Origin of the sequence: Streptomyces vastus (assembly GCF_039532825.1) — a bacterium.
GTDB classification, from domain to species: Bacteria; Actinomycetota; Actinomycetes; order Streptomycetales; family Streptomycetaceae; genus Streptomyces; species Streptomyces vastus.
Window position 1 is genome coordinate 112,212 of record NZ_BAAASJ010000014.1, and the last position, 12,548, is coordinate 124,759.

Annotated in this window: 9 protein-coding genes; 2 read left to right on the forward strand and 7 right to left on the reverse strand. The window is 69.3% G+C overall.

Annotated features, from left to right (window positions below):
• Nucleotides 1–4 precede the first annotated feature (4 nt).
• Nucleotides 5–1,099 carry a DUF5925 domain-containing protein gene (locus tag ABD357_RS05315; protein WP_344387796.1) on the reverse strand — a complete coding sequence of 365 codons (1,095 nt, stop codon included), beginning with the start codon at nucleotides 1,097–1,099 and terminating at the stop codon, nucleotides 5–7.
• Nucleotides 1,100–1,263: 164 nt separating this feature from the next.
• On the opposite strand from ABD357_RS05315, the gene ABD357_RS05320 reads away from it, so the two are divergent.
• The gene (locus ABD357_RS05320; protein ID WP_344387797.1) at nucleotides 1,264–2,685 is read left to right on the forward strand and encodes a GH39 family glycosyl hydrolase; all 1,422 of its coding nucleotides are present in this window, start codon (nucleotides 1,264–1,266) and stop codon (nucleotides 2,683–2,685) included.
• A 42-nt stretch (nucleotides 2,686–2,727) separates the two neighbouring features.
• Here the strand turns inward: ABD357_RS05320 and ABD357_RS05325 are convergent, their stop codons facing one another.
• From ABD357_RS05325 to ABD357_RS05350, 6 genes are all read right to left on the reverse strand, one after another.
• Nucleotides 2,728–6,810, reverse strand: coding sequence for a lipopolysaccharide biosynthesis protein (locus ABD357_RS05325; RefSeq protein WP_344387798.1), 4,083 nt, complete (start codon nucleotides 6,808–6,810; stop codon nucleotides 2,728–2,730).
• Nucleotides 6,803–7,600 (reverse strand): polysaccharide deacetylase family protein, encoded by a 798-nt coding sequence (locus tag ABD357_RS05330; RefSeq protein WP_344387799.1) that lies wholly within the window; start codon nucleotides 7,598–7,600, stop codon nucleotides 6,803–6,805. Before ABD357_RS05330 ends, ABD357_RS05325 begins: the two co-directional genes overlap by 8 nt.
• Before the next feature lie 82 nt (nucleotides 7,601–7,682).
• Nucleotides 7,683–8,687: a glycosyltransferase family 2 protein gene (locus ABD357_RS05335; RefSeq protein ID WP_344387800.1), complete on the reverse strand. Its 1,005-nt coding sequence runs from the start codon at nucleotides 8,685–8,687 to the stop codon at nucleotides 7,683–7,685.
• Nucleotides 8,684–9,499 (reverse strand): glycosyltransferase family 2 protein, encoded by an 816-nt coding sequence (locus ABD357_RS05340; RefSeq protein ID WP_344387801.1) that lies wholly within the window; start codon nucleotides 9,497–9,499, stop codon nucleotides 8,684–8,686. Before ABD357_RS05340 ends, ABD357_RS05335 begins: the two co-directional genes overlap by 4 nt.
• A gap of 355 nt (nucleotides 9,500–9,854) precedes the next feature.
• Entirely contained in the window at nucleotides 9,855–10,976 is a 1,122-nt protein-coding gene (locus ABD357_RS05345) for a GNAT family N-acetyltransferase (RefSeq protein ID WP_344387802.1), read from the reverse strand.
• 1 nt (nucleotide 10,977) lies between these two features.
• On the reverse strand, nucleotides 10,978–11,328 hold the full coding sequence (locus ABD357_RS05350; RefSeq protein WP_344387803.1) for a hypothetical protein: 351 nt from the start codon (nucleotides 11,326–11,328) through the stop codon (nucleotides 10,978–10,980).
• A gap of 394 nt (nucleotides 11,329–11,722) precedes the next feature.
• Here ABD357_RS05350 and ABD357_RS05355 point away from each other — a divergent pair, with 394 nt between their 5' ends.
• Entirely contained in the window at nucleotides 11,723–12,532 is an 810-nt protein-coding gene (locus tag ABD357_RS05355) for an SGNH/GDSL hydrolase family protein (protein WP_344387805.1), read from the forward strand.
• Nucleotides 12,533–12,548 lie beyond the last annotated feature (16 nt).

Genomic DNA, 12,548 nt, shown 5'->3' on the forward strand with positions numbered 1-12,548 from the left:
TGGCCTACAGATACAGCCCCGCGTCCGCGCCCTCCCGAGCTCCCGGCACCGACGTCGGCGACGTGCCCCGGCGCAGGGCGTACAACTCGGCCAGCGTCGCCCCCTCGCGGCCGACGCCCTTCTCCGTTCCCAGCCAGTTCACCGACTCGCGGTGGGTCAGCGGGCCGACCTCGATACGGGCCAGGCAGCGGCCGGGGCGGACGACTGCGGGGTGGAGGCGCTCCAGGTCCTCGTTCGTCGTCACGCCCACCAGGACGTTGCGGCCCTGGCCGAGCAGGCCGTCCGTGAGGTTGAGCAGGCGCGAAAGCGCCTGGCCCGCCGTGTGCTTGGCCTCGCCGCGGATCAGCTCGTCGCAGTCTTCCAGCAACAGCAGCCGCCAGCGGTCCTTTCCCGTGGCGTCCTCCTCGCCGATCGCGATGTCCATCAGATAGCCGACGTCGGAGAAGAGGCGCTCCGGGTCGAGCACGCAGTCGACCTGGCACCAGTCGCGCCAGGAACGGGCCAGGGTGCGCAGCGCCGACGTCTTGCCCGTACCGGGCGGGCCGTGCAGCAGGAGCAGACGGCCCGCGATGTTCTCCGGGGTCGTCTTCATCAGGCGGTCCATCGCGTCCGCGACCGGTGCCGTGTAGTTGGGGCGGACCTCCTCCCACGTACCCGCCGAGATCTGCCGGGTCGTACGATGCGGGCCGCGCCTCGGCGAGACGTACCAGAAGCCCATCGTCACGTTCTCCGGCTGCGGCTCGGGCTCGTCCTCCGCGCTGTCCGTGGCCTGGCCGAGCACCTTCGCGGCCAGTTCCTCGCTGGTCGCGGTGACCGTGACATCGGCACCGCGGTTCCAGCGCGAGATGAGCAGGGTCCAGCCGTCGCCCTCGGCGAGTGTGGAGCTGTGGTTGTCGTCGCGGGCGGATCGCAAAACCGTGGCGCCCGGCGGCAACAGCGTCGCCCCGGACCGTACGCGGTCGATGTTCACCGCGTGCGAGTGCGGCTGCTCGCCCGTCGCGAAGCGGCCGAGGAACAGCGCGTCGACGACGTCCGACGGGGAGTCGCTGTCGTCGACGTTGAGTCGGATCGGCAATGCGTCGTGTGGGTTCGCAGACATGCCGCCATGATCCGTCACGCGCGCGTCCGATGCACGCGGATTCCGTGTTGGACCCCGAGTGTCCGGTGTGCGCCGACCTCCCCGTGTATCCCCTCCGTCCTGTTACCAGGCTGTGCACCGGAACCCATCCCAACCGGCCACCCCCGCCACTACTGTTGTCCTTGATGGGACGTCATGGGTGGAATTCGGGGGTACGGCGGTGGCGGCTCACCGCGCTGCTCGGTGTGGGCGCGGCGGCTCTGGCTCTGGTGCTGACCCTGATCAACACACTGCCCGGGGACGGCGGGAGCGCCGCCGGTACGACCCGTGACGGCGACAAGGTGCACGGCACGCCCGCTGTTCCTCCGGAGGAGGCGGGACCGGACGTCGGCTGGGGCTTCACCCACACCCAGTTCAGCGCCGACGAGGGCAGCGGCGCCGCCACGCGGCGGGTGGCGGAGCGCCTCGCTGAGCAGCCGCTGCCGCAGATCCAGCACATCATGGGCTGGGGTGCGGACAATCCCGAGCCGGTCAAGGGGCGTTACGACTTCGAGGACATGGACCGGCGTATCGACTTCGTCCGGGAGTCGGGCGGCACCCCGGTGGTCACCCTGTGCTGCGCCCCGGACTGGATGAAGGGCGGCAAGCCCGGTACGGACAACACCAACTGGAGCCAGGAGGCCCTGGAGACCGCCCCGCGGCCCGAGCACTTCGACGACTACGCCGCGCTCGCCGCGACCGTCGCCAAGCGCTATCCGGACGTACGCCACTTCATCGTCTGGAACGAGTTCAAGGGCTTCTGGAACGACGCCGAGGCCCGCTGGGACTACGAGGGCTACACCGAGCTCTACAACCGGGTCCACAAGGCGCTCAAGGCTGTCGACGAAGACATCCAGGTCGGCGGCCCCTACCTGGTGGTGGACAGCCTCGACCCGCGCCAGAAGGAAGACGCCTCGCCCACGTTGAAGGGCCCGTGGGGTGCCATGGACCAGCGGGTCCTCGACGCCTTCGACTACTGGAACAAGAACAAGGCGGGCGCGGACTTCGTCGTCGTGGACGGCTCCAGCTACACCAAGGACGACGTGCTGCTGCCCGACGAGTTCGCCGCCACCGACAAGTTCACGGCCGTCAGCCGTTGGGTGCGAGAGCGGACCGGCGATCTGCCGCTGTGGTGGGCCGAGTACTACGTCGAACCCTCCGACGCCGACGACGAGCGGGACGACTGGTCCGAGGCTCGCCGCGGCGCCGTCCAGGCCTCCGGAATGATCGCGATGGCCCGCGGCGGCACCACCTCCGCCTTCTACTGGAACCCCGAGAACGAGAAGGGCACCGACTGCGCCGGCTGCCTGTGGACGCCCACCGACAGCGCCGACGGCGGCAAGCCCCTGCCGATGCTCGACCTCGTCTCCCGCTTCAACAGGGAGTTCCCGCCGGGCACGGAGTACGAGCAGGTGTTCGTCGCCGCCGGCAGCGCGCCGAAGGTACGGGTCCTCGCCGACGACAAGGCGGTCCTCGTGGTGAACACCCTGGACCGGAAGATCAGTACCGAGGTCGACGGCCGACGGTTCAACCTGGGCGCGTACGAGGTGAAGTGGCTGGCCCGCTGAGCCACTTCACGCACCAGCCCCCTACGCCCTACGCCCAACTCCCTACGCCATCGTCAAGAACCGCTGCACCAGCGAAGCCAGCAGCACCGCCAGCAGCGGCAGGGAGAACCAGAAGCTGCTCTGCAGCCACCGCAGTTGCCGCACGCTCGGCCGGACCGCCACCCGGACCACCTCGCGGGTGGTCAGCAGCACGAGCAGCGCGATCGCCGCGAGGCCGCCCACGACCGACCACGGTGTCCAGGTCACCTGAGGACCGATCGGCCCGGGATCCGCCTTCGGGACGCTGCTGTCCGGCTGGTCGCGCAGCGCGTACACGGTCGCGTCCTTGTTGACGAAGACCTTCCGCAGTTCCTTGCGTTCGTCGAGGTTGCGGATGAGCCGGGAGTCCCAGCTCGCCGAGTAGCCCACGTCCATCTGAAGAGAGATCACCTGGCTGCGGTTGATCACGAGGTACGAGTTCGGGCCCGCGTCCTTGAGCGACTTGACAAGCCCGGACACCAGCACCGGATCGGGTGGCGCGAGCGTCGGAACGTACTCCACCCGCTCCATGTCCCTCGAGCCCCAGGGCATCGCGGGCGTCACGGTGTTGACCGGGTCGTCGCTCAGCCACAGCAGCCGCGCTGTCGGCTTGTCGTGCTCGTACACGTACTCCATGGCCGCGATCTCGCCCGGGCGGACCCGCTCGAAGGGCTCGTTGCCCCAGCGGGCCACCAGGAAGCCGCCGACCAGGACGAGGCCCGCCATCAGGGCGGCGAGGGGAGCGAGGCTGAACTGGTCGCGCTCGCGTTCCTTCGCGGTGACCCCGGTGCGCGGGAAGAGGGCGAGTGCGGCGAGCAGGGCCGCGCCCGGCAGGGCGAACATGAAGACCCGCAGCGCCATTTCGCCGCCGTACGACTGCATGCCGAAGCCCAGGAACGGCACGAAGGTGAGGACGAGCAGCGAGCGTTCGCGGTACTTGTGGTCGCGTCGCCGCCACCAGCCCCAGCAGGCGAGGGCCATTACCGAGCCGGCGAGCGCCACGCGCGCGTACAGCACGAGTTTGTGGGTCGAACTGCCGCCCTCGATGCGGCCGGAGACCGACGACGACACGTTGCCGCCGACGCCGCCGAGCCCGCCGAACAGCTCGTCGAAGTGTCCCCGCCAGTACGGCTCGGCGAGGAAGCCCACCCAGACGGCGACCATCACGGCGAACAGGATGGGCAGCCCGCGCAGTTCGGAGCGGCCGACCACGACGAGGACCGCGAGGACGCCCAGCATCACGAAGGGGGTGAGCTGGTGGGACGGGACCGTCGCTGCGAACAGGCCGATCAACACCATGAGCAGCACGGCCCGTTGGCGCCGGTCGGTCGGTTCGACCTCCAGCTCGCCGGGCCGCCGCTTGGTCCACAGAACGCGCGGCGCCCGGAACCACACCAGCAGGATCGCCACGAAGACGATGTAGAGCAGGTACGTGAAGCCCTGCGGTGAGAAGTAGTCCTGGCCCACCCAACCGCTGAGCACGAAGATCCACACACCGGTCCACTTGGCGCGCCAGCTCGCCCGCATATGGCGTATGAGCAGGAACATCGGGGCCAGATAGAGGAGTTGCATGGCCGTCGGCCACCAGCGGATGACCTCGGTGAGGTCGTCCACCCCGCAGGCCTTCGCGACGAACGCGGCGGCCGCGAAGAAGCCCGGCCAGCTCCAGCGCGCGTCCAGGTCGGGCACGGCCGAGCCGGTCCGGTCGATGTACTCCAGGAACCCGAGGTGCTGCCAGGCCGTCGCGAACCGCGGCTCCGTCTCGATCACCGCGGGCAGCGCGTGCAGCGACACCACGGTGGCCAGCAGGGTGACCAGGAGCAGCCCTCGGTGCTCGCGGTTCCGCCAGAGCAGCGAGGCGAACACCGTGACCAGCAGGGCGGCCCCGGCAAGCATGGGCACGGGCAGCACGGAGACCAGGCCGAGCCCGCCCATCCGGTCGAGATCCAGCTCACCGAGGCCGAACACCGGCACCCAGTACAGGACGAGCGCGGCGATCAGCAGACAGCCGAGGACGACGCCTACGCGGGTGGGGCGCAGCCGCTCCCACGGGGACGGAGAGGGCGGGTCGGGGGAGGGGGAAGGAGCAGGTGGCGGTTCGGGCGGCGCACCGGTCCCGCGTTCCCGGAGTACGAGCGCGGAGGTGCCGGAGGACGGTGCCTCGGCCACCGGCTCCGCCCTCGACGTGGCCTCAGACTCGGCCCCCGACTCGGTCTCGGGCTTCGCTTCGGAGGCGGCTTCGGACGTGGAGTCCGGCTCTGCCTCAGCCGTGGCTTCGGACTTGGCCCCTGCTTCGGCTCCGGCTTCGGGTTTCGCTTCGGCCGGTCCCAGGGAGGCCTCGCTGCCCTGTTCGCTCCCCCACTCTCGACTTCGCTCGAGCGGGGGGACCCCCGTCTCGACGGGCAGGCCCAACTCGGAGCGCGGCGCGGGGAGTCGGAGGGGTGCCCTGAGCGCCCAGGTCGGCCGATGGTCCGGTTCGTGGTCCTGCCCGTGCTCCGGACGTTGGTCCGGTGGGACGGGCCACTTGACCGCCGTCCCGGTGGGCGGCGTCCCCGGCCCGGGTCGTACGTCCGGCCGTCGCTCCTGGTGGTCGAAGTCGAGGTGTACGCCGAGCGCCAGGGTGTCCTGGTCGAGCCGATGCGCCCAGGCCGGGCCGCGGCCCTTCTTCGGCTCGCCCGTGGCCGGGGCGGGGACCTCGCGGGCGCCCAGGTCCGCCAGGTCGCCGTCCGGCGGCGCGTCCTCGGGCACGGCGGCGGGCGGCGCCGTACTGACGATCCGGTACAGCCTGGGCGAGGCGATCGCCACGATCACCGCGAGGGCGGCGACCTCCGCGACGCCCGCACCGGTGAGGCCCATGGTCGGAAGCAGAATCACCGTGAGGCCGAGCACCAGCACGCACAACAGGCCCTGCAGCCACGCGAGTCCGGCGGTACGGCTCTGCGCGCGCAGCACCGCGAAGTACGTCTCCATCACGACCCGCAGCACCCCGCCGACCGCGAACCAGCGCAGCAACGGGGTCGCCGCGTCCGCGTACCCCTGGCCGAACACGCCCAGGACGAACGGTGCCCCGAAGAACAGCACTCCGCCCACCGGCAGCATGATCCGCGCCATCCGGAGCAGCGCGGCCCGGGTGTTCGCGGCGAGCCGAGCCGGGTCGTGCGAGCCCTCGACGGTGAGCGAGGCACCCATGTTGATGGCCAGCAGGTTGACGGTGCCGCCGATGGTGATCGCGATGTAGAAATACGCGTTGTCGGCGGAGCTGACCTGCGCGGCGACGATCACCGGGACGAGGTAGACCACGGCCAGCGAGAACAGCGAGCCGGTGTAGTCGCCCGCGAGGAAGCGGCCGATCTCCTTCATCGTCGGCGGCTCGACGTGCTCCTCGGTCGCCTTCACATGCCGCGGCACCAGACGCCGGAACACCAGCCAGCCCAGCGGCAGCACGGACACCGCGATGGCCGCGACCCAGGACACGAACACACCCATGGTGGGGATCGCGGCGGCGAACAGCACCAGCAGCACCAGCTTGACCGCCGAGAACACCGTGTTGCCCACCGGCACCCACACCGCGCTGCGCAGCCCCGTCAGCACACCGTCCTGGAGGGTGAGCACCGACCAGGCGACCACCGCCAGCACGAACACCAGCGCGTGCAGGGGGTCGTGCAGGAAGCGGTACGACGGCCCCCACAGGCCGAGCGTCAGCAGGAACAGACCTGCCGCCAGCGCCACGACCAGTGAACTTCCTGCGTACGTACGGAAGATCAGACGGCCCGTGCCACGTCCCGCGACCGGGATGAACCGGGCGAGGGCGCCCGTCAGCGTCACCGCCGTCAGCCCAGCGAGGAGCTTCATGGCGGCGATCGCGGCGGAGCCCTGGCCGACCGCGTCCTCGGAGTAGTAGCGGGCCGCGACCACCCAGTAGCCGAGGCCGAGCACGGCGGAGATCCCGGTGTTGAGCATCAGGGCATAAGCGTTCCGGAACAGCGGGCTGCCTCCGGATCCCTTGGAACCCCTGCTCAGTCCGGGCAGCCTCAGCCGGCGGCCGGACTGCTTCTCGGGCGCCTCGGTCGTGGGTGTGTCGGGCTGGGCTGTGGTCGTGTCAGACACGGGAACGGGTGGCCTTCCGGCGGATCTGGCGTGCTCTGCGGACCATGGCGTACCCCTTGGTGAGGGCATGGTCCCTGGCGAAGGTGCGGGCGATCGCCCGGCCTTCGACCAGCCGCTCGAACTCCTCGATACGGGTGGAGCGGCGCACGGTGACGCGTTGCAGGGCGTACGGTCCCTGGCGGCGGTTCGCCAGGCGGTTGCCGACGGCGAGGGACTGGGCGAAGCCCGCCTCGCGCACCGTGCGGCGCACCCGGCGGCTGGAGTAGCCGTAGGGGTACGCGAACGAGGCGGGGCGGGTTCCGAGTTCGTCGGCGATGATCTCCTTGCAGCGCAGCACCTCGAACCACAGCGCCTCGTCCGTGAGCTGGTCGAGCTGTGGATGCGTATGGCTGTGGCCGCCGATCTCGACGTCCGCGTCGGCGAGTTCGCGCACCTGGTCCCAGTCGAGCATCGTGTCCAGGGCACCCCCGGTGTCGTACGAGCCGCGCAGCCAGCCGGTCGACACGAACAGCGTGGCCGCGAAGCCGTGCTTGGCGAGCACGGGCAACGCATGCAGGTGCACGCCTTCGTAACCGTCGTCGAAGGTGACGAGGACGGGCCGCCCGGGCAGCGGCCTCCCCGAGCGCCAACTGTCCGCCAACTGAACGGTGTTGACCGGCGTGAACCCGAGATCGTCCAGCAGAGCCATCTGCTCGGCGAACGCCGCCGGCGCGACGGACAGGGCACGAGTCGCCTCGTTGGGAACGCTGGAGACGGCGTGGTACATGAGTATGGGCACGGGGGTGTTCATGCCGAACCACCTCCGACCGCGCGGTCGCGCCCGGCGCAGGGCATCACCGCGCCCCGCGCCGTCATCAGCAAGCGTCCCCTTCTCATGCTGCCGCCCCCTCGCGCCCGGGACCTTCCTCTATCTCGACCACCGAGAAGGTAGCGCCACCCCTGCGTGCCCGAACGCTCCCGAGTACGTACCCGCCCGCTGCCGTCACCACTCCGGTGACGATGGCGGCGGCCCGGCCCGCGCCCCCGGGGCGGGCGAGGAGGGCGTCGCGCAGGCCGCGGGCGACCCCTGCGGGCAGGACGCGGGTGGTGTAGCGGCGCTCGGACTCCAGGCCCTTGTCGGCGCCCACGCTTCGGGCGACCAGGGCCTTCGAGAGGCCTTCCGCGTACGTACGCGTGCGGAAGTAGGCGAAGTGCTCGCGTACTTCCGGCACCCGGTGGTGGATCACCGCGCGGTCGTCGATCAGCAGGATCGCGTCCGGCTGTGCGCGGGTGAGGCGGATGCACAGCTCCGTCTCCTCACAGCCCAGCGGACGCTTGTCGCCATCACGCCCGATACCGGTCGCGAAGCCGCCCGCCACGTCGAAGGCGCTGCGGCGGAACGAGGCGTTGCCGCCCAGCACGTTCCGCACCTGTACGCGCCCCGGCGGCAGCCCCTTGTACGTACAGCCGACGACCCAGTCGAACTCCTCCGGGAACCAGGCAGGCCGCCGGCCCGACGCCCAGATCGGGAAAGTCCGCCCGCCGACGGCCATCACCCGCGGATCCGTGTATGCCTCGGCGAAGTGATGAAGCCAGTCGCGCTCGGCGACGGCGTCGTCGTCGAGGAACGCGATGACCTCACCGCGGGAGACCGCGATGCCGGTGTTGCGGCCCGCGGACAGGCCGCGGGGGCCCGCGTTGGCGAGCACCCGCACTTCCCGCGTCTCCTTGTACTCCTTCGAAAGCCGGTCCAGGAGCGCCTGGTTGTGGTCCACGACCAGCAGCGTCTCCAGAGCGGGCCGGGACTGCGCCCGCACCGAGGAGACCGCCGCGAGGATGTCCTCCCAGCGGTCCTCGGTGTAGACGCAGATCACCACCGAGATGCCGATCGTGCTCAAGACACCTCTCCTCGCGTGGTGCCCAGCGCCAACGCGTGTGCACGGCGCAGCGAACGGCGGTTGGAGCGCTCCTTGAGGATCACCCTGAGCACCCGCAGCCCGTCCCGTACGGCCCGGAGATTGCTGGCGCCGTGGATCCGCAGATACTCGTGGCTCGGGATCTCCTGCACCTTCAGCCCGGCCTTGACGACCCGGATGTTCATCAGGGTCTCCACCTCGAAACCGGTGCAGTCGAGGTCGATCTTGTCGAGGCAGTGCCGCCAGAACGCGTTGTAGCCGTAGCACAGGTCGGTGTAGCGGGCGCCGAACTTGCGGTTGACGACCGTGCACAGCGCCCAGTTGCCCAGCTTGCGGATGGGCGTCATGTCGTCCGTGCCGCCGCCGTTGGCGAACCGTGACCCCTTCGCGAAGTCCGCCCCGGAGACCAGCGCGGAGACATACGACACGATCTCGTTGCCGTCCGCCGAGCCGTCCGCGTCGACCATCACGATGATGTCGCCGGTGGAGGCCGCGAAGCCGGTGATCAGGGCATCTCCCTTGCCCTTTCCGATCTGCTTCACCACCTTGACGTCCGGCCACAGTTCGCGGGCCACTTCGACGGTGTTGTCGGTGGAATTCCCGTCGACGAGAACCACTTCGTGGATCCACGCCGGCAGTGTCTTGAATACGTAGGGAAGATTCTCCGCCTCGTTCATGGCGGGAATCACCACACTCACCGGTGGCGTGATCGCCAGGTGAGAAGAGATGGGCCGGTACTGACCGGCCTTGGACGGTTCCTGTCCCGAAACCGCTGGCTGCACAAAAGAACTCATGAGTCTGATCCCTCTCGTCCGGTGGACCGCCCGCCCCTGGGCGGTCCGGCTCTTTGTCCGGTTCGAAAGGGGGGTTCTCACTTACGGCATGCCGGAATGTATCTCCGTACATGCCGGGTGAGCTGGCAAAGCTGGCCGGCTGGATAAGCCGGTCGCGCGGCACGCGCCCCGGAACCACTTGTGGACAGAGCCACTTGTGGACACCGGGCACGTCACCCCCCTACCGCGCCCCGCACCGGAACCATCGCGGTCCTTGAGCCCTCCCCTAGAGCCGCTTGGTGATGGACCGATGCGGGATGAAGACATATGACGTTATTGACGATTATGACGTTAAGGCAAGACCTGGAACGAGACCTCACATTTTCTTTGGATTGGTCGTTACCCGGCTCCCCGAACGGATTTGTCCCATCCGCTTGAGGAGTTTGTCGGCCGGCTCGAACAACTCCGGCCGCGCCAGCACCGCATTCCGCAGTGCCCGGACCGGAGCGCGTCGCGCCCGGTGCCCGAGCGCCACCGGATGGCGGCGCGTCACCAGCCCTTCGGACACGAAGATTTCCCGTGTCTTCAGGGAGTCCTTGTATTCCTTCTGCCCCCGGCCCAGATCCAGATAGGCGATACCGTCGGCGGCTGCCGCCTCGGCCATCCGCAGATGCAGGATGAGCCCGGGGGAGTATTTGGAGAATGCCGGATCGTACGCGGGGAACCAGCACGCCAGTACGCGCTCGGAACGCAACCCGAAGTGCGCGGCGATCGGCTTGCCGTCGACGTAGAGCACCGACAGGATCCCGGCGAACGACTCGGAGCGGCTGTGGAACAGCTGCGACACCAGCCGGGTGATCCAGTCATGCGCGAAGCGGTCGCTGCGTCCGGTCCTGCGGTACTGCGCCGACTTCCACGCCATCAGCGTGCGCAGCGCCTTGGGATCGCGCTCGTCGTGCACATAGCGCACCTCGCCGTGGTCCCGGCCGAGCTTGCGCTCCTTGGCGAGCGTCGACTTCGTGAACTTCGGTGACTGGGCGCGCAGTTGGCTCAGATACGCCTCGTACCCCTGGTCGACGTCCATGACCGGCGACGGGAAGCTGTCGGTGGCCGCCGCCTCGAACGGCCCCTGGCCCTCGGCCAGATGATCGAACTCCCACACCGCGAGCCCGCACGCCCGCAGCAACTCCCGCGCGTCCCAGCTGAAGCCGGGCCGGTGGACCACTCCCTGGCAGTCCGAGACGCCGAGACCTATCGCCCGGCCGACGCCACTCGCGCCCCGCTGGAACGGGAAGAAGGCCGCGGGCTCCCCGCCCTCCCGGACGACCGCTATCCGTACGCCCCGCCGGCATCGCCCGACCGCGAGCGCGAACTCCGGTGACAGGAACGGGTTTGCCAGCTCGGGCGAGCCGTTGAGGTGGGCCTTCGACTGCAGAGCCGACCACGCCACCCTGTCGGCGGCGCTCAGTTCGCCGGGGCGGTACACGCGTATGTCCACGTCAGGAAGCCTGTCTACTCACCGTACGGCCGCGCAGGCGCCGTACCAGGACCAGCAGGAGCACGAAGGAGCTGAGCGCGGCAACGGCCGCTATTCCGCCCCGGACCGACCACCGGTGCACCGCCAGCATGCCCTGGGCGACCAGGATGTTGACCGCTACCGCTACGGACAAAGACGCCACGATGCGGCCGAACGGTTCCAGTCCGCGCAAAGCGGCTGCGACCGCGGTCCCCGGCGCGGCGAGCAGGAAGAACAGCGTGAACGGCGCACGCAGAGGTGAGTCCACATCGGTGAGTGCCAGCACCGCACCGACTCCCGCGATCGCCGCGGCGGCCCCCGCGAGCAGTGGCAACAGGTCCCTCCCCGGATCCTGTTGCGACAGCTCGTCTCCGCCTGTGGCAGATGCCTCTGATGAAGATGAGTCTGATGAAGATGACTTGATACGCAAGGTCTGCATTGGCGTCTTTGCCCCCCGAAGCGCCGGATGCCGGGCTTCAATGTCGCTCAGCGGGCAGCCGGACGTCAAGATGCGGAAGCGCCAAGTGCGAGTTCCACAGACGGAAGCGCCGCTTCCAGTAACAGGCGATCATCCGGGGCGAGTTGGGGCCGCCTGGATGAGCTTTCCGCAGGCCGGCCGCGTGGTGTGACTCCCAGTAAGTCCGGGAAAGTATTGGCATGGACACTTCCCGTCAACTGTGTGCGGTGGTACGCAAGTTAAGGCAGAGATCCTGCTAAAGGGAGGTTCCATGCGACGTTCCCGACTTACGGCATACGCAACCTCACTCCTCCTCGCCGCCGCTTTCGCCCTCACCGGGGCCACGGCGGCGCAGGCGTCGGAACAGGCCACGGCGACCGGCTATGTGGCCCTCGGCGACTCCTACTCCTCCGGAGTCGGCGCGGGCGGCTACATCGGCTCCAGCGGCGCCTGCAAGCGCAGCACGAAGGCGTACCCGCACCTCTGGGCCGCCGCCAACTCACCCTCGTCGTTCCACTTCACGGCATGCTCGGGCGCTCGTACGGGTGATGTTGTAGCCAACCAGCTGGGCCCGCTCGGCTCCGGCACCGGTCTCGTCTCGATCACCATCGGCGGCAACGACGCCGGCTTCGCCGATGTCATGACGACCTGTGTGCTCCAGTCCGAGAGCGCCTGCGTCGCCCGCATCAACACGGCGAAGGCGTACGTCGACTCGACGCTGCCCGGCAGACTCGACTCCGTCTACTCGGCGATCAGCGCGAAGGCTCCGGCGGCCCATGTGGTCGTCCTGGGCTATCCCCGCTTCTACAAGCTCAACGGCAGTTGCGTGGCCGGCATGACCGAGGGCGAACGGTCCGCCATCAATAACGCCGCCGACTATCTGAACAGCGCCATCGCCAAGCGTGCCGCCGACCACGGCTTCACCTTCGGCGACGTCCGGCCCACCTTCACCGGACACGAGATCTGCTCCGGCAGCTCCTGGCTGCACAGCGTCAACTGGCTGAACATCGGCGAGTCGTACCACCCGAACGCGGCCGGACAGGTCGGCGGCTATCTGCCCGTGCTCAAGAGCGTGGCCTGACCGCCAAGTAGTGAGC